Source organism: Paenibacillus sp. 1_12 (assembly GCF_900114475.1).
In the GTDB taxonomy this organism is placed as follows: Bacteria; Bacillota; Bacilli; order Paenibacillales; family NBRC-103111; genus Paenibacillus_S.
Genome location: NZ_FOTE01000012.1, coordinates 135,327 through 153,727, shown reverse-complemented (window position 1 = coordinate 153,727; position 18,401 = coordinate 135,327). Strand labels below are relative to the sequence as shown.

At 47.8% G+C, this 18,401-nt stretch carries 17 protein-coding genes; 13 read left to right on the top strand and 4 right to left on the bottom strand.

Annotated elements, in window-relative coordinates; genetic code table 11:
- Positions 1-64: 64 nt before the first annotated feature.
- Positions 65-880, bottom strand: coding sequence for a DUF6492 family protein (locus tag BM210_RS23690; RefSeq protein ID WP_091174336.1), 816 nt, complete (start codon positions 878-880; stop codon positions 65-67).
- A 186-nt stretch (positions 881-1,066) separates the two neighbouring features.
- Between BM210_RS23690 and BM210_RS23685 the strand changes: the two genes are divergently transcribed.
- The 3 genes from BM210_RS23685 to BM210_RS23675 are packed head-to-tail and all read left to right on the top strand — an operon-like array spanning position 1,067 to position 4,765.
- Positions 1,067-3,064 carry an elongation factor G gene (locus BM210_RS23685; RefSeq protein WP_091174333.1) on the top strand — a complete coding sequence of 666 codons (1,998 nt, stop codon included), beginning with the start codon at positions 1,067-1,069 and terminating at the stop codon, positions 3,062-3,064.
- A 52-nt stretch (positions 3,065-3,116) separates the two neighbouring features.
- On the top strand, positions 3,117-4,031 hold the full coding sequence (locus tag BM210_RS23680) for a DMT family transporter (protein WP_091174330.1): 915 nt from the start codon (positions 3,117-3,119) through the stop codon (positions 4,029-4,031).
- On the top strand, positions 4,031-4,765 hold the full coding sequence (locus BM210_RS23675) for an SDR family NAD(P)-dependent oxidoreductase (protein ID WP_218184963.1): 735 nt from the start codon (positions 4,031-4,033) through the stop codon (positions 4,763-4,765). Before BM210_RS23680 ends, BM210_RS23675 begins: the two co-directional genes overlap by 1 nt.
- Before the next feature lie 4 nt (positions 4,766-4,769).
- On the opposite strand, the gene BM210_RS23670 is transcribed toward BM210_RS23675, so the two are convergent.
- A complete protein-coding gene (locus tag BM210_RS23670) occupies positions 4,770-5,081 on the bottom strand; it encodes a hypothetical protein (protein WP_091174240.1) in 312 nt (103 codons plus the stop codon).
- Positions 5,082-5,172: 91 nt separating this feature from the next.
- Positions 5,173-5,301: a hypothetical protein gene (locus BM210_RS35780; protein ID WP_256223971.1), complete on the bottom strand. Its 129-nt coding sequence runs from the start codon at positions 5,299-5,301 to the stop codon at positions 5,173-5,175.
- A gap of 298 nt (positions 5,302-5,599) precedes the next feature.
- Here BM210_RS35780 and BM210_RS23665 point away from each other — a divergent pair, with 298 nt between their 5' ends.
- From BM210_RS23665 to BM210_RS23650, 4 genes are all read left to right on the top strand, one after another.
- The gene (locus BM210_RS23665; RefSeq protein WP_091174238.1) at positions 5,600-8,173 is read left to right on the top strand and encodes a DUF2339 domain-containing protein; all 2,574 of its coding nucleotides are present in this window, start codon (positions 5,600-5,602) and stop codon (positions 8,171-8,173) included.
- Positions 8,139-9,440 carry a DUF3999 family protein gene (locus BM210_RS23660; RefSeq protein WP_177237966.1) on the top strand — a complete coding sequence of 434 codons (1,302 nt, stop codon included), beginning with the start codon at positions 8,139-8,141 and terminating at the stop codon, positions 9,438-9,440. Before BM210_RS23665 ends, BM210_RS23660 begins: the two co-directional genes overlap by 35 nt.
- Positions 9,441-9,489: 49 nt before the next feature.
- On the top strand, positions 9,490-10,302 hold the full coding sequence (gene thiM / locus BM210_RS23655) for a hydroxyethylthiazole kinase (protein WP_091174327.1): 813 nt from the start codon (positions 9,490-9,492) through the stop codon (positions 10,300-10,302).
- A gap of 168 nt (positions 10,303-10,470) precedes the next feature.
- Positions 10,471-11,247 (top strand): TPM domain-containing protein, encoded by a 777-nt coding sequence (locus tag BM210_RS23650; protein WP_091174235.1) that lies wholly within the window; start codon positions 10,471-10,473, stop codon positions 11,245-11,247.
- A gap of 200 nt (positions 11,248-11,447) precedes the next feature.
- Here the strand turns inward: BM210_RS23650 and BM210_RS23645 are convergent, their stop codons facing one another.
- Positions 11,448-11,810 (bottom strand): winged helix-turn-helix transcriptional regulator, encoded by a 363-nt coding sequence (locus BM210_RS23645; RefSeq protein ID WP_091174232.1) that lies wholly within the window; start codon positions 11,808-11,810, stop codon positions 11,448-11,450.
- Between the two features lie 157 nt (positions 11,811-11,967).
- Between BM210_RS23645 and BM210_RS23640 the strand changes: the two genes are divergently transcribed.
- From BM210_RS23640 to BM210_RS23615, 6 genes are all read left to right on the top strand, one after another.
- Entirely contained in the window at positions 11,968-13,161 is a 1,194-nt protein-coding gene (locus BM210_RS23640; protein ID WP_091174229.1) for an MFS transporter, read from the top strand.
- Between the two features lie 125 nt (positions 13,162-13,286).
- Positions 13,287-13,691 (top strand): Fur family transcriptional regulator, encoded by a 405-nt coding sequence (locus tag BM210_RS23635; protein ID WP_091174225.1) that lies wholly within the window; start codon positions 13,287-13,289, stop codon positions 13,689-13,691.
- Positions 13,661-14,416 carry a winged helix-turn-helix domain-containing protein gene (locus tag BM210_RS23630; RefSeq protein WP_091174222.1) on the top strand — a complete coding sequence of 252 codons (756 nt, stop codon included), beginning with the start codon at positions 13,661-13,663 and terminating at the stop codon, positions 14,414-14,416. The genes BM210_RS23635 and BM210_RS23630 overlap by 31 nt, the downstream gene beginning before the upstream one ends.
- A gap of 144 nt (positions 14,417-14,560) precedes the next feature.
- The gene (locus tag BM210_RS23625) at positions 14,561-14,806 is read left to right on the top strand and encodes a glutaredoxin family protein (RefSeq protein ID WP_091174220.1); all 246 of its coding nucleotides are present in this window, start codon (positions 14,561-14,563) and stop codon (positions 14,804-14,806) included.
- A gap of 53 nt (positions 14,807-14,859) precedes the next feature.
- Positions 14,860-15,432 carry a peroxiredoxin gene (locus tag BM210_RS23620; protein WP_091174217.1) on the top strand — a complete coding sequence of 191 codons (573 nt, stop codon included), beginning with the start codon at positions 14,860-14,862 and terminating at the stop codon, positions 15,430-15,432.
- A gap of 259 nt (positions 15,433-15,691) precedes the next feature.
- A complete protein-coding gene (locus BM210_RS23615) occupies positions 15,692-18,043 on the top strand; it encodes an ATP-dependent DNA helicase (RefSeq protein ID WP_091174324.1) in 2,352 nt (783 codons plus the stop codon).
- Positions 18,044-18,401: the final 358 nt, after the last annotated feature.

The window sequence follows — 18,401 nt, the reverse complement described above, 5'->3', positions numbered from 1 at the left end:
TCGCCCATGAAGAAACCGGTGCTGCCTCGGAACTCACGATCACAGGGAAGTAAGTAACCTGAGGCTACTTCTTCGTTGTCTTCACATAACATTTCCTTTTATGAAAGGAGATGGATCGGTAGGTTCTTGCCAGCTTCTTGATCCGGGACTTGGGTATTCCTGCTGGATTCATGCTTAAGCTCTTGTTCAATGCTTTTTTCAGGATGACACGTTTGGGCGAGCTGGCATACAGGAAATTCCCGTACGTCTCAAATTCGGAAAAACCAAACTGTTTGGATTTATTGATGCTGCGAATAATCGCCGAATGCCAGCTGGTATGGTGCCGGGCAGCGATCTTCTTTTTGAGCCGGGCCAGCTTTGCTTTTTCAAACAGCATATAGTGGGTGACGAAGGAGGACGGTCTGGGCGCACGCTTCCCCAGCAGCTTTCGATAGGTGGTAAAGTATTCGGGTTGACTCCAATTGCGGCAATAAAACACCTGTTTGCTGCCTGTTCTGAACAGATGAGGGCGAATAAGCACGGTGTCCGCGTCAATGACGAGATAAAATTTTTGGGAAACCTTCGAGCTGCCACCGAATTTTAACAGCTGCTGAAACAGCCAGCCGGACCGGTCCCATCTGCGGGAGCTGTAATGAATACTTTTTTTGGTTATCGGCAGGACGGTATTTTCATGAACAAAGGTGCAATTTTTTCGTGCGCAGAGGCTTTTGATCCGGTCACTGTTGGGGGACACAATCATAATTTTTCCGATAGGATGCATCACATATTTTCGTACACTATCAATAACAAAAGGCAGAGTGGCTAAATCCTTATCTATCGCAGGGATAAGTACATCGATTTTTGTGCGGCTGCGCCGCTGAATCCCGGTTGAACTGGACATTTGGTCAACTCCATCGGCTAGGTTTTGGACGAAAGCGCTTGTGAGCTGAACATGATTGGACTCCACGTCACAGCCCTCTATGAATTAAGAGTATGTGAGTGAAGCAGGTGGCGTTCCGAATAAGGCATGCAACTTTGGCCCAATTGCGCTAAAATGAAATCAAAGCCGTTAAGGAGCCAATTTATGATGTTCGAGGAACAAGAGGCTAGACGCAATATTGGGATATTCGCTCATGTGGATGCAGGGAAAACGACGACTACAGAACAGATGCTGTATCAAAGCGGCCGTATACGGACGCTGGGCAGTGTAGATACAGGAACGGCACAGACGGATTCACTGGATGTGGAGCGGGAGCGGGGCATTTCGGTTAGAGCTTCCGTTACGCGCTTACTCTGGCAGGGGGTTTCGATCAACCTGGTGGATACACCTGGACACGTCGATTTTCTATCTGAGGTGGAGCGGTCGCTGCGAGTGATGGATGGCGCGGTCTTGATTATTTCAGCCGTGGAGGGCGTGCAGTCGCAAACTGAGGTCATTTGGCAGGCGCTGCGCGATATGCGGATGCCCACGATCCTATATATCAATAAAATGGATCGGGTGGGTGCAGATCCGCTAGCTGTGATGGAGCAAATTCGTCGTCTGCTCACACCCGCTGCAGTGCCGATACAAGCACCGGATGGTGTCGAGGACACCTTTGTCGGCTCAGTAGATCTGCTTGACGAGGGCAGGACTCCATACGAGCCATGGGCAGCCCCTTATAGGAAGCTGCTTGTCGAGTACGCAGCAGAGCAGGATGATGCATTGATGCTGCAGTATATGGATACCGAGGATGTGCATACGGCAGAGCTGCTGCCTGTCCTTATCGATTCCGTTCAACGTTCGCTTTGTGTGCCTGTATGCTTCGGGGCTTCTAATCGGGGTGTAGGTGTAGCGCAGCTGATGGACACGATGGTTCGTCTGCTGCCAGCACCTGCAGGTAGTAACGAAGCGGAGCTTTCTGGAATTGTTTTCAAGCTGGAAAAGGACGCGGCGATGGGAAGAATCGCTCATGTACGCCTCTATAACGGTGTTATCCGCAATCGCGATACGGTGTTTAATCATACGCTTGGCATCGAGGAGAAGGTAACGCAGATTCGCAAGGTGGAGGGGCAGAAGACGATAGATACAGGGATTTTGCAAGCGGGAGATATCGCTTCTGTGTACGGCTGGAGCCGGGCAAGAATTGGAGATATTATGGGTTCCCCTAAAGGTGTGCCAGGTGAGCAGCGGCTGGCGGTTCCACTGCTCACCGTGCAGGTGCATTGGCGTAATGAAGCCGAATATCCGGCTGTCGTAGCTGCGATGCAGGAGTTGGCCGATGAAGACCCTTTGTTGGACCTGCAATGGCTGCAGGATGAGCGTGAGCTGCATCTCAAGGTCATGGGACGGATTCAAATGGAGATCATCATTCATCTGCTAAGCAGCAGGTACGGACTCGTTGTTACCTTAGGTGAACCTTCGGTGATCTATAAAGAAACACCGGTACATGCAGGGGAAGGCTTTATGGCCTATACGATGCCTAAGCCTTGCTGGGCTATTCTGCGATTTCGGATTGAGCCTGGGGCCAGAGGGAGCGGATTGCGTTACAGCTCCATTGTCAGAAATGAACATCTGCTCGAACGGTATCAGAATGAAGTGGCACGCCGGGTACCGATAGCTCTCGAACAAGGTCTGCGGGGCTGGGAAGTCACAGATCTGGTCATCACGCTGATTGAAGGCGAGCATCATGTGTGGCATACGCACCCGCTGGATTTTGTTATTGCAACTCCGATGGCAATTATGGATGGGTTAGCCAACACCAGAACTAAGCTGCTGGAGCCGCTGCTGCGGTTCCGATTGTCTACACCGGAAGAATATGGCGGCAAGCTGATGAATGAGCTCGTGCTGATGCGTAGCCAATTTGATACTCCTGTGCTTCGGAACGGACGGATGGACATAGAAGGTATGCTGCCGGTAGCGACTTCTCTCGATTTCCCTTCACGGCTTGGCTCGCTGACCAAGGGTCGAGGGACGTTATCCGTGTTTTTTGCGGGCTATCAAGATTGTCCGCCGGAGGTAGAGGTGGAACGACAACGAAGAGGGGTTAACCCACTCGATCAGTCCAAGTATATTCTCGCTGTTCGGAATGCGCTTACACAGCTGTAAAGAAGCCAAGAGAATGACATCCATTCAAGATGAAGGAACGAGGCGCTTGTGCATGATACAGTCATATGTACTTCTGATTTTGTGTGTGGTCTGCTGGGGTAGTAACTTTGTTTTTGGCTCGATGCTGGTCCATGAGTTTCCGCCGCTGCTGTTGTCGGCTTTTCGTTTAACAGCGACATCCATCTGCTTGCTCAGTTATGCGTGGGGTACACGGAAGCTGGGCAAGCTGGTCTCTCGGGATTGGAAGCTGCTTATTCCACTTGCGATCTTTGGTACATTGCTCAACCAAACGGCGTTTTTTACCGGACTGCAAACCGTTGATGCGACGACGGCTTCATTGATTTTATCTTTGGCGCCGCTGACCATTGCTGTACTGGCAAGAGTGTTTCTAAAAGAATTGATTACGAAGCGAATGCTGATCGGGTCTGTGATCGCCATTACGGGTATTTTTTTCGTGGTCGGCCGATCGGATGGTCTCCAGATTTCCATAGGCATGCTGTATGTTTTTATAGCGATGTTCACGTTCTCCGTGTCCGTTATTATTATGCGTAAGCTGACAGAACGAATGGGAGCGTTTACGGCTACTGTCTATTCGACGGTAATCGGCTCAGGACTGGTCATACCGGTAGCACTGATCAAGGAGCCGCTTCATCAGGTAAGTCCACATCTGTGGGCGTGGGTGCTGTTGTTTGCAACGGGAATTGTGATGCAGGGTGTGTGCTCCGTCATATGGAATATCCAATTAACGCGGGTAGGTGCCGGCAAGGCTTCGGTTTTTTTGAATTTACAACCGTTTGTCGCGATGATTGTGGGATTCCTGCTCCTTGGCACTGCAGTTTCCATCGTCCAGGTCGTCGGTGCGCTGCTTATTGTTGGCGGTGTTGTGCTGGCTACATTACAGAGAAAAGCAAAGGGAAATGGACTTATAGAACCCGTAGTTGCAATGAATATTAAGGAGGCAAAATAATGAAACATCAGGTGGCATTGATTACAGGCTCAGCAACAGGAATTGGTAAAGCGGTTGCGCTTCGCCTGGCCCGGGAGGGTGTTCATATTACGATCAACTATTCCAAATCGGACAAAGAAGCGGAAGAAACCCGGCAGGAAGTTGAGGCATTGGGTGTACAATGTTTGCTATTTAAAGGTACTGTATCGGACGACTCGTTGGTGAGGCAGATGGTGCAGGCCACAATCGATGCTTTTGGTAGACTGGACATCTTAGTTAATAATGCCGGAGTGACGGACTTTGTCAGCCATGATGATCTGGAGGGTCTAAAAGAAGAATATTGGGATCGGGTGATGGATGTGAATGTGAAGGGGATGTTTTTCTGCTCCCGCGCTGCGTCCGCTGAGTTAAAGAAGAACAGAGGCTGTATCATCAATATCACCTCGGTTGCCGGGCTCACAGGGCTTGGCAGCTCGATTGCGTATGCGGCTTCCAAAGCAGCGGCCAACAGTGTAACCAAATCACTGGCACGTGTGATGGCGCCTGAGGTGCGTGTAAACAGCATTGCGCCTGGCATTGTGCAAACTAGATGGGTTGAAGGTCAGGAGGATCATGTGAAGCGCCTGGGTGAAGGTACTCCGCTTGGCAGAGTTGCTGCTCCTGAAGATGTGGCTGATGTAGTGTATGCGGTCATCGCCCATTCCCATTTTGTAACAGGGGAAATTATTAAGGTTGATGGAGGTATGTACATCTAGTGGGCTAGTCGTATTTCTCATCGTCGATTCTGATGGTTTTTTCTAGAATTAACTCGACTTCAGTCTCAAAATTCAGCAGCAGCGGTTCCGGCAGCACCTCGAGAATTTCCTTCATGACCGGTAACTCCATAGCTTCCTCAAGGGTTTGGGGCCGCTGCTCAAGCTCGTACACCCAATCACGGACAGTCTCGATCCATACATAAAAAGAAGCTTCAAATTGATCCGCCGATGACTCGGCTTCCTCGCTCTTAGACGCAGCCATCGATTTCCAGTTTCTTATAACAGCAGCGAGCGCTTGCTCGATTTTCTGATTCATTGTGCAGCCTCCTGACTATTACCTGCGTTACACTCGTATTCACAATAACATAAACACCCTCAGTAATACGAATGCATCTCCGCTCTACAGGCTATAAAGCCGATAGCCCCGAAATAACAGCTGTATCATATCCAAACAAGAAACCGCCTATCGCAGCAATAATGGAGTATAACGTTGCGACTTGGGTAATGGTTTTATCCTGCCGTTTTACAGTACTCAATATGACCACTCCTTTTATCATTGTGGAACTGCGAGCTAAGTGAAAGCGTAAGAAGTGTGCACTAACCCATATTTCCTTATAAAAGATTAATTATAACGTTTGTGGAAGAAAGGATTGTGGTAAATATTTCAATAAGGCAAATAAAACAGAAAGGTATCGACGATGTACTTGGCATCTTTATCCAGGATTCATATGGAACTAGAGCCTGAGGTACTACATGAATTTAGTACTTTTTTTATGGATTTATTGTAGTAAAATGGAAACCAACCGAATATCACTGAGAAACGGAGGGGAATTCATGGACGAATTTAAAGAACGGCTGGTTTCGATCAAAGATAACCAAGCTGCGTTAATGAAGGAGTATCAAGCTTTAATTCATGAATACGAATCTCATGATTTGATTCATGAAAACCAGATGCTTCGTCAGCAATACGAGGATTACAAGAGCCGTCTATCAGAGCTGCAGGAGAAGTACAGGCATAAGGACGAGGAAAACGCCAAGCTGCGGGTTTCCCTGAACGAGCAGATGATGGATGAAAAGCTGAACCTGATCAAAGTGTCTCGTGCAAAGCTCAATACCTATTTTGCCGGCGTCGATCATGCACATATGAATCGCATGAATGCGTATGAAATGGACGTCAAGAAAAATGTCGACCAATTGATGCAGCGAGCCAATTCAGAGCTGGGGGAAGAAAAGCAGGAAATTATCGGCAGGATTGAGCAGCTTTCCACTGAGCTTAATCAGCAAATCACTGCACATCGCGAGCGATTGGCTGAGCAAGAGCGTCAGCGCCAACAAGATGTTAAAGGTGGGTTTGACCGTTTTGCTGCTGAAGGAGTCAGCGAAGAGGTTATGCAGAAGCGAATCAAGCAGAACCAATTTGAAATGAAAATCGGCTTGAACTGGATCAATAAGCTTGGCATTCTGTTAATTATTCTCGGGGTAGGAGCGGCTTTTAGATACACGTATTCCACCTGGTTTAATGATTATATGAAAGGTAGTGTATTTTTCCTACTGGGAGCGCTGCTGTTGGCAGGTGGAGAATGGTTGTTCCGCAAGCAAAAGCAAACTTTTGCGCTCGGATTGCTGGGTGGCGGTATTTCGATTTTGTACGGTTCGATCTTCTATAGCTATTTTTTACTTCATATTATTGATCTTTACGCTGGATTATCGCTGTCTGTGCTGGTTTCATTAACTGCCGTGCTCTTATCGCTGCGCTATCAGTCGCAAACGGTTTGTGCACTGGGTCTGATTGGCGGTTTTTTGCCGCTGTTTTCGTATGCTGGAGCGATTGGACTGGAAGGGAACGCCATCTATGCAGCGATGGGTTATTTGTTCCTGCTGAACCTCGTTATATTAGTGGTCTCGTTCCGTAAGCGGTGGACCATAATTAGTTATATCAGCTTTGCGTTTAATGTGCCCTCGATGATTGCTCTGGTGCTGTACGCACCAAGTGAAGCTGTAGGAATGATCTATTCCATACTGACCTTCGCGATGTATATCGGTGTCACCTTGGCGTATCCATTTCGATATCAAGCAAAGCTGTCCATCGGTGATGTATGCCTGCTGGCTTTCAATACATTAATCAGCTGCGGCGTCCTGTATGGTCTGATGGTCAAAGCTGAATTGCAGGATTACATGGGCTTGCTGGCGTTGATCTTCTGCTTGATCTACATCGGATTGGGCCGTTTTATCGAGAAAGTCATGCAGCAGGAAAAGGCGACGATGATGCTGTTCTATGCAACGTCGCTGACTTTTGCGGTCCTGATGATTCCATTTCAATTGGGTATTCAATGGCTGGCGATGGGCTGGCTAATCGAAGGAGTCATTCTGATTCTGTTCGGTCGCATCAATCGTTTGAATAAGCTGGAAGGAGCGGGCTGGGCCATATTCCTGCTATGTCTGGGTTCCTTTTACTTGTGGGATGCGGTGCTGCTTGAAGTGCTGCTGTCCAGAGGACAGTATTTCGATATCAAATACAGCTCTGTGATCGTCGGAATGCTGCTGGTGATGCTGTTTTATGCTATTGGCATTCATCGGGGCCAAGGAAATCTTCAAGAGCCTTTACGTTCAGTGCGCCCTTTAATTCGCTATGGTCTAACAGGCTTCAAATATTTTACACTCGCCAATCTGTGGGTATACCTGCTGGTTGAGTGCCATAAGCTGTATGAGCATTGGGTGCCCTATACTTGGGTTCAATATGACTTTTACGAGCTGCTTATGTCAGCGATGATCACCATTGGACTTGCTTATGGGCTGAGTCGAACGGCAGTGCTTTATGACAGGATAGTCAAATACTTCAGCTGGTTTCTGTATATAGTCGGGTATATCCTGTGTCTCGTAATTACAGTGGCAGAACCTGTGCTGCAGCCGAGCTACATGGATAATACGGCAGCCGACTATGTTGCATTGGTTCTGCTGATCGGATTTCATGTGCTTGTATTTTTCAGCGTACGTGATTTCCTGCTGGCGGCTCTACGCCGTACGTATACGAACTCAGAGTTGTATCCAGTTATACTTGGCGTATATGTGCTTGGGGTTTCGACTGCGCTTCTAGACGTCCAGCTTCGGTTGGGTGATATCAGTTTGATGTTCAGCTTTTTGTATCTGTTGTTGGCTATCGGCTATATCGTATATGGCTTCCGCTATAAATATGTATATATTCGCAGGTTCGGTCTCGGGCTGACGCTGTTCGCAACGGCCAAGCTGGTCTTCTACGATCTCAGCTTCATGTCGTCCGGCGGCAAGGTGATAGGTTACTTCTGCTTCGGTCTTGTGCTGCTCGGTATTTCCTATGGCTATCAAAAGGTATCAAGCAAGCTGGAGGTGCCGCCTAATGATCACCACGATCCGTCGCAGTTGGCTCCCTAAGCCTAGTCTCATCGTGGGTATGGTCATAGCGACTCTGGTCGGCAGCCTGCTGCTTAGCAGTATCACTTTCGCTGCCGAACCCGCAAACCGCAGTGATTGGCGGTATACGAAATCGATTGAGCTGCAGGGGAGTGGCAAATATGTGGCCCTATTTCTGGATGAGGAAGTGTATAAAGGCGCACGGGAGGATCTTGGTGATTTGCGGATCGTTAACGATAAGGGACAATTTGTCCCTTACTATGTGGACAGCGGCGCTGCTAAGGCCGCGGACAAGCAGGTTGTCTATCCATCGAATTTGATCAATACGGGTAAAAGTAATAAGGACACCTTCATCGATTTCCGAATTGTTGCTCAAGATGTAACCAAGGATATACAAGGGAATAGGGTAGCGCTAAGCTTACCTGAGCAAGCTTTTCTGAAGCATCTCGAGCTCTATGGGAGCTATGACGGTAATCAGTGGGAGCTGCTGCACAAAGACTATGTGTATCGGACTGAACAATTGGAGAAAAATACGGTAGTGCTCGATAAGACAGTGAAATTTGCTTATTATCGTGTGAAGATTATCGATAATGTCGAGAATTTGGTATTTCCACAGCTGCAGCTGATTCATTATACGCGTGAAACGAGCTGGCAGGAATTTGCAAAAACAACCTCGCTGCCCTACGACACCAAGCAGGATCATGGACAGACATTGTTGTCGATTCGCAATGATAACCGACTGCGAATTACGGCGATACAGTTGGAAGCGCAGGGAAGCTTTCGACGTTCCTATACGGTGCAGACAGCAGAGGGACAGGATATTGCAATTAAGGGAAAGCGGGAGCTGTACCGGCTTGACTTTAAGGATGTACAGCTGCAAAATACGACGATCATCGGGGCTGATCCGATAACGAATCCTGTGTTTACGATCAAAATCAATAACCAGGATAATGCTCCAATCCTGCTAACTGGCTTGAAGATAGATTATGTGATCGATAAGGTCGTGTTTGAACGCCAAGAGGGACGGACGTACCAACTGATGTATGGAAATAGCAGTGCAAGCAAGCCAAGCTACGATATCGCCAGTTTCCGGACACAGATCGAGCAGGAGAATCCCGTGCTTGCCAAGCTTGCGGCACAGGTCGAGGCTCCTGGAGCAGCTAACGCAGACACAGCAGGTCCATCATGGTTTCAATCAAAAACAGCGTTTAATTTCATTATTATTGCCGTATCCGTGCTGCTGGCTGTTATACTGGGTATGAAGCTAAGTCGGTCCAAAAGGTCATGACAGACGTCACCAACCTACATTCCCATCAAGGAGGAACAAGGAATTGAGCATTCATATCGAGCAGGTCAGTGAAATCTTGGACAAGGTGAGGACTAACAATCCGCTTGTTCATAATATTACGAACGTTGTAGTTACAAATTTTACCGCTAATGGGCTGCTGGCTCTTGGCGCTTCCCCAGTTATGGCCTATGCCAAGCAGGAAGTGGCGGATATGGCCAAGATTGCTGGAGCTTTAGTATTAAATATGGGGACATTGGATAAAAAAGTGATTCGTGCGATGCTTATTGCCGGCAAATCAGCGAATGCGCATCAGGTTCCGGTTGTATTTGACCCGGTTGGAGCAGGAGCGACCCCATACCGCACGGAATCAGCGCGGCTTATTATGAAAGAGCTGAAGGTTTCCATACTCAGAGGCAATGCAGCAGAAGTGGCTAATGTGATTGGGGAAGCATCGACGATCAAGGGTGTAGATGCAGCACAATCAGATAACGGGAATGCGGCTGAGCTTGCCGCTCATGCGGCTCGTACTCTTGGCTGCGTCGTGGTTGTAACCGGCAAGGACGATTACGTTAGTGATGGAACGATCGGTTATAAGGTAAGCAATGGGACACCATTGCTAACGAAGGTGACAGGCACAGGCTGCCTGTTAAGCTCGATTATTGGAGCTTTTGCCGCAGTTGAGCCGGATCTGGTTCTGGCCTCAGCTGCCGCGCTGGCTTATTATGGGGTAGCTGCGGAAGCAGCCGTTGCTGTATCCGGTCCGGATCGCCCGGGTGCATTCCAAATCGAACTAATCGATGCTCTGCATCGCACGGATAAAGAGGCGCTGCAGCTGAGCGCAAGCATTCAGCAGCTGGTGTAGATGGGGGAATTGGCTCCGTTCAACAAAGTATCTGCCCTACAATTGCAGTATTGACAACAGCCCTGCCATTATGAATGGCGGGGTTATTGTTTGTGTGCCTCATGTTCGTGGTAATACTGGATATAAGGACATTTTAAGCTATGCAAACCATAAGGGGAGGGCGTCCGAATGAGAACTATTCAACTGTTGGTTATGCTACTGTTTGTCTTTTTTTTCAATTCACCAATTCACGAGGTATACGCAGCGAATGTACCTGAACGATCTGGAGTGGTGACAGACGCAGCCGGATTGTTTACTGCAGATCAAGTCACACAATTACGACAAGCCTTGCAGGGACAAAGCTTTGAGCTGGTTGTTGTTACAGCACGAGGCTTGGATGAGGAAACGATCCAGCAATTTGGCAATGATGTATATAACACATGGAAGCTTGGGGCCAATCAACTTTTGCTTGTTGTCACTGACAAGCCTGGCACGATTCAGTTGGTCTATGATAATGAGCAGGTCGCTAAGGCGGTATCAGGCAGTGAAGAGGGTAATGCGCAAGGGGTTATTGCTTCTCATTATAGTCCATTAGCAGCAAAAGGACGGATAGCAGAAGGCATCGAGGCTGTCAGCAGCTATGTGAATGGTCTGAATGTGCCGGTTACCAAGCCATCACCGCAGACAATCCCGAATGGGGCAGGGACAACACCAATTCAGCCTTCGGCACCAGGAGGAGCCGTGGGATCGGTGACCCCGACTGTGCCTAAAGTGGAAACACCAACAGCAACTATGCCAGGCAGCTCTTCACCGCAAGATCACAGCAGTGGAACCGGAGCAGTGGAGGGAACAGGTACCCAGTCGTCATCAAGTAGCGCTATGACGTTTGCAATTGTCGGGATCGTGCTGCTGCTTGTTATCTGTGTCGTTGTGTATATGCTAAGGCGCTCCCGCAGAGCACAATAAGGTTCGTTATGAAGCTATAGACTCAAGGTCGATTAGCGAAGGATAAGTTGGTGTAAATGATGATGTAAATGATCAGAAGAACGAGACGGAGCAAGACTTCGGTATGAGCACAAAACCACTCCATGATTGAAGCGACCCTAATTGTTAGACACAACTAACAATTGGGTACTTCAGATTCGGAGTGGTTTTCTATTTATAAATTATTTATTTAATATATTATCCTCTAATACAGCCGACTTATCCCCGTATATTTTGGTAATATGAATATCTCCCCATGCGCATAATGCGCTTAATATGCTATCCAGACTCCATCCATATTCACTGAGTTCATATTCCACCTTTGGGGGAATTTGATGATAAATAATTCGATTAATAACCCCATCATCCTCTAACTCCCGTAATTGCTGGGTGAGCATTTTTTGTGTGATATCCGGCATCAGGCGTTTTAATTCGCTTGTGCGCTTTTTCCCATGTGTCAGATGGCAAAGAATTACGCATTTCCACTTCCCGCCTATGACCTCCAAGGTCGCTTCCACTGAAATATTGTATTTCTTTTTCAGCATCCCAATCCTCCTCATTTATAGGTACTTTTAAGTACCTATAAAACTTTATAGTGCCTATAGAACTTAAAAGTACGTACTTTTATTTATAACTCATATAGATCATAATAACATTTGTCGTCTTGCTGCCACAACAACAACTAGAATTGGAGGTTATGAAATGGTCTTGGATAAAAGAAGAAGTACGCTGGCCCTGCTGGCTTTAGCGGTTAGTGCATTTGCGATTGGAACGACCGAATTTATTAGTGTTGGCCTGCTGCCGCTCATAGCCGCCGATTTACAGGTTTCTATGACAACCGCCGGATTAACCGTTTCGATATATGCATTGGGGGTCACCTTCGGAGCACCAATTCTAACGTCGCTTACCTCAAGGATGTCACGCAAATCCTTATTGCTATGGATTATGGTCGTTTTTATTATCGGCAACGGTATTGCGGTTAGTGCTGCCAGTATTAGTGTTCTACTCACGGCCCGAGTTGTAGCCGCGTTGGCACATGGTATTTTTATGTCGATTGGCGCTACGATTGCAGCGGATTTAGTGCCGGAGAACCGCAGAGCCAGTGCGATCGCGATTATGTTTACAGGACTTACCGTAGCGACCGTGACAGGTGTCCCTTTTGGTACCTTCATTGGACAACAGTTTGGCTGGCGATTTGCCTTTCTCATTATTGTAGTCATTGGAATTATTGCTTTGGTGGCCAACACCATTCTGGTTCCGTCGGATATTAGAAAAGGCGCCCGTACTACATTGCGTGATCAGATGAAATTGATTACCAACGGGCGTTTATTGCTTGTGTTTATTATTACGGCTCTTGGCTATGGAGGGACTTTCGTAGTCTTTACTTACCTGTCTCCATTGCTTCAAGAGATTACCGGCTTTCAGGCAAAAACAGTTGCAATCATTTTACTTGTCTATGGAATTGCGATAGCTATAGGGAACACGATTGGCGGAAAGCTTGCTAACCGTAATCCGATTCAGGCTTTATTTTATATGTTTCTTGTACAAGCAGTGGTACTTGTGATCCTGACGTTCACGGCTCCATTTAAGGTAGCTGGTTTAATTACGCTTTTTGTGATGGGATTATTCGCTTTTATGAACGTGCCAGGACTTCAGGTGTATGTGGTGACGCTGGCCCAACGTTTTGTTCCGAGTGCGGTAGATGTGGCCTCTGCTATCAATATAGCCGCGTTTAATGTGGGAATTGCGCTTGGTTCCTTCTTGGGAGGGATGATCGCCGATTCTATCGGACTTATTCACACAGCCTGGATAGGCGGACTGATGGTTTTTGCAGCTATGCTTTTGACAGGCTGGAGTCGTGCATTGGAGAAAAAGGATCAGAAAGCTGAAGCATAAGTTGAACATCATAGGATTATTACTTTTTGTTATTTGTTATTAGCGCCCATCTGCACGAAGTATTGACTTCCCTCGTATTTATATTTAAACTTAATCTAAATATAAAAATAGAGGGTGAGATGACAATGACACGAAAAGGAACGTTGACCGTACAGCGCAAAACGATTTTGGATATCGTATCGATGGCAACTGATCATCCGACTGCGGCTGATGTGATGGAAAGACTAAAGGAGCGCGGCTGTCAGTTTGCCTATGCGACGGTATATAATTCACTCCGCTATTTGACGGAGGAAGGGATGATTCGCGAGCTGAAGCTGGATGGCGACTCCAGCCGATACGATGCACGAACCGAGGATCATCAGCATATCGTCTGCATTTCCTGTGGCCGGGTCGATGAAGTATTCACCGAAGCACCGCAGGAATGGCTGCATCGTGTAGCGGAAGAGACCGGTTATACGATACAAGAGCAGCAATATTTGTTTAAAGGAGTGTGCGCGGCATGCAAAAAATCAACCAAACCGATGCATTGAGTCTAAGTCCGCAGCTCATCCCACCGCAATCTGCCCCAGCAGACTACCCGCAGGATGGTGACTTTTGCGACACCACTCGAAGAATCATGATCATCAGTCCATGGCCTGCCTCGCTGCATAACCTAGTGGGCGAATTAACGATTCGCTGTTATGATGTCCTCTTGTTTCATCATGCCGATGATTCTGCACTTAGCCTGCTGCAAGGTGACCTGCTGCTGCTTGATCAGACGCGGGGCAGGATGACGGGGGAAGAGATTCAACAATTACGTGCGCGCGACATTCCGATGCTGTCTCTGGTCAGTGAAGGAACGCCGTCGAGTCAGGTAGGGAGTGATTTCATTGTTTGGCCTTCATCGATGGAGGTACTGGTGGATCGTATTCAATCGTTCGATGCCCCTAGCAGCCGTCCTGTATTCGGAGGCACAGATCAATTGCAGCACAAGGATATCCGGATGGATTTGAAACGGATGACTGTATCCCTTGGAGATGTTCGGATCGATTTGACCAAAACCGAGTTCGATTTGCTGAAGGTGCTGCTCAGTGCTGACGGCAGTGTGCTTTCACGGCAAACGATGATGGATCTTGTATGGGGAGATCAATATTTCGGAGGCAGCAATACCGTGGATGCGCATATTAAAAGCTTGCGGCACAAGCTGGGCGACGATCCGAAGCAGCCGCAATATATTGTAACCGTTCGAGGTGTAGGCTACCGATTGACCGATTAAGCTCTTCATGAAACCTTCACGATACCTTCATTATACCTTCATGCAGTCATCTTGCTTGAATGGTATTCTTTTTTTAGCAAGTTTTTAAACTTAGTCTAAATTCAATAAAGGGTTGATCGAAACCCCATCCAAGGAGTGAATACGATGTCCACAGCTACAGCGAACGTCATTGTCTATACTGGTAACCATTGTCCCTATTGCACACAGCTCAAGAAATATTTAACCGAGCAAAATGTCGTTTTTGAAGAACGTAATGTCGAAACTAACGACCAATATGCAGACGAATTGCAAAATATGGGGATGAGCTCCATACCCGTAACCGTCATCGGGGAGCACCGAATTCTCGGGATGAACACAACACGAATCAAAAAAGCGTTAGCCGGAGAATAAGCTGGCGCACCGCCCACTATATAACCCAAATTAACCATCAGGAGGAACATCTAATGACAATACAAACACAACAACTTCCAGTAGCAGCCCAAGCCAAAATTGGGGAAAAGGCTCCTACCTTTAACTTACCTTCCACCAAAAATTTATCTACTCTTGAGGAAAATGTAGCTTTAGAGGATTATGCAGGCAAATGGCTGCTGTTCTTTTTCTGGCCGTATGATTTCACTTACGTATGTCCGACCGAAATTATCGCCTTTAGTGATCATGCAGAAGCGTTCCGTGAGCTGGATTGCGAGATTGTAGGCGCATCTGTGGATAGTGTGTACACACACCGTGCCTGGATTCAAACGCCGCGCGATCAAAGCGGCATCGGCAGTATTCAATACCCGATTGCCTCCGACTTTACAAAAGAAACCGCACGCGCCTACGGTATTCTTGACGAAGCCACAGGCTCTGCACACCGTGGATTGTTCATCATTGACCCTGAAGGCATTTTGCGTTATCAGGTCGTGACCGACATGAACGTGGGCCGCAGTGTGGAGGAAACGCTCCGTATCTTGCAAGCTTTGCAAGCTGGTGGCTTATGCCCTGCCAACTGGAAGCCAGGACAAAAGCTGCTCGGATAAGCGACCAAATAACAACCATTGTATGTATTCGAAAAGGAGCTGCCGCGGCAGCTCCTTTTACTTGAACACAGTCGTAGGATGCGTTATATAAGCTATCATAACACAGCTATGAATGGGAACGTATGTATGGTATAGTCGGAATAGATGTTTACTTGGAACCGATATTCCTGATCAACGGATAGGTGATACGATGCAAGGGAACGAACCAACCCAGCCCACAACACCCATGAAGCCAACAATTTCAGAAGCCGTTACTACAATGGCTATATCCAATAAAACCGAAGTATCGACCATACAAATAGCAGTACGGGCCCTGGTTGAATATGTATGTCGCAGCGGGAGTATCGAATCGGGGTTCCGGACGGTAACCACGCTGACCGAAGGCACCAAGGCCCATCAAAACATTCAGAAGCAGTATGGCGAGCAGGACTTGAAGGAAGTGTACCTGACAACGGAGATCCCTTATGGCGATCTCTTGTTTGTCATTGATGGACGGTGTGACGGGCTGCTGCTGTCGGAGGCTGCTGCATGCACTGCAGCATACACGATTGATGAAATTAAATCGACGTCGATGCCTATTGAGCTGATTACCGAGGATATGTACCCGGTCCACTGGGCGCAGGCCAAATGTTATGCCTACATGTATGCGCAGGCGCAGGGACTTGAACGGATGCGCGTGCAGCTTACCTACATGCAGGTAGACACCGAGCAGCAGAAGCGGTTCGTGCAAGAAGCAACGTTGGCAGAACTGGAGCTGCATATGCAGGAGATGATCCGGCAGTATGCCCCCTACGCGCAAATGCTGCAAACGCATATAAGGCAAAGGGACAGCCGTATCCATGAGCTAAAATTTCCTTTCGAGGCTTACCGTGAAGGACAGCGCAAGCTGGCAGGTGCGGTGTATCAATCGATAGAAACAGGCGGCAAGCTGTTCGCCAAAGCGCCTACAGGTACAGGGAAGACGATATCGACGATTTTTCCTGCGGTCAAAGCGATGGGCAAAGGGCTATTGCAGCGTATTTTTTATGTAACCGCGAGAACGACTACTAGAACGGCAGCGGAGGAATCCTTTTCACTCATGCAAGCGTCGGGGCTGCACATACATACGGTGACCCTGACCGCCAAAGATAAAATATGCTTCAAGGATGAAGTCAGATGCACGAAGGAGCATTGCGAGTATGCGGATGGCTATTATGACCGGATTAATGGCGCGCTGCTCGATTTGTTATCGCAGGAAACGCTGATTAATCGGCCCGTCATCGAGCAGTATGCCCGTAAGCATCGGGTATGTCCTTTTGAAATGTCGCTCGATGCGGCTTATGCAGCTGATGTGATCATCTGCGATTACAACTATGTGTTTGACCCGCGTATATCCTTGAAAAGGCTGCTCGCCGAACAGAAGAAGCAGACGGCAATTCTTGTCGATGAAGCTCACAATTTGGTGGATAGGGCGCGTGAAATGTTTTCCGCTGTGCTGCATAAATCGGACTTTTTGAACGTTCAGCGCGAATTCAAAGTACTGAGTCTGAGCGTCAGCAAAGCGGCGAAAGCCGTCAATGAGCAGTTCATCTCTTTAAGAAAGCAAAGCCCAGAGCCTGTTCGGATTACCGAGGAGCCTCCGCAGGGGCTGCTGGATGTGCTGGAAAGTTTTATCGTCCAAGCTGAAAAGGAGCTGGCCGTCCATGGAGGGAAGCCGACCCATATGCTGCTGCTCGACACCTATTTTGCTGCTCAGAGCTTTGTACGGATTGCGAAGCTGTATGATGAACGGTACGTGACCTACTCCGAATGTACGAAAAGCGAGGTAGAGATCAAGCTGTTCTGCCTGGACCCGTCTTACCTGCTGCAGCAGATGGGTAAGGGCTACCGTTCCCATATTTTTTTCTCGGCTACGCTGGCTCCATTCGCTTATTTTATGAGGATGCTGGGAGCGGGAGAGGATGATTATACGGTGTCGATCCCGTCCCCATTTTCGAGAGAGCAGCTGGATGTAGTTATTCAACCACTCTCCACCAGGTATCAGGATCGTGAGCGTTCGATAGGACCGCTTACACAGATGCTAAGCCAGCTGATGGATACGAGACCGGGTAATTACCTGTATTTTTTCCCTTCTTATGCTTATATGAATGTGGTATATGAGGCTTTTACTGCTTTGGCGCCACATAAAAAGACACTTCTGCAGCGGGCGGACATGATGGAGGAAGATCGCGATAGCTTTCTGGGCGCATTTGTTGCCAATAATCGGGAAGCCTTTGCGGGATTTGCTGTAATGGGCGGGATCTTCTCGGAAGGGATCGATTTGGTCGGAGATCGTTTAACAGGCGTTGTGGTCGTTGGCGTTGGACTGCCACAGCTTGGTCTGGAACGCAATATCATCAAGGATTATTTTAATGCATCGGGTCTTCATGGCTATGATTATGCTTATGTGTTTCCAGGTATGAATAAGGTGCTGCAGGCCGGAGGCAGATTGATCCGCTCGGAGCAGGACCGCGGTCTGCTTATGCTGGTGGATGATCGCTACCTTCAACCCCAGTATCAACGCCTGCTCCCAGAGGAATGGAGGCATTATACAGTGCTTCGGCTCGACGACGGGATAGCAGATTTGCCATAAATATGCTTACGATAAAGAACAATTATAGTTAAAATTTCCATGAAAAATGATTGACAGCATCTTACGCACCATGTTAACTTACACTATATCCAATCGATCTTATTTGAATCTGTAACACTTCATGCATCCCTAATAGTTCTAGAAAAGGAGGAATCTACGATGAATAACATGAATACAAGCACAATGCATCACCATTTCGGGAATCACAGATTTGTTCTTAATTTCATAGTTGATGACGTGGCCTCCCTGACCTTTGGATGCTTGATACGCAGTTAGCCCTACGTGGGGTATTGCTAATGAATCCAAGGCTCATGTCACGTTTCTCGTGGCATGGGCCTTTATGATATAAGGCACATCG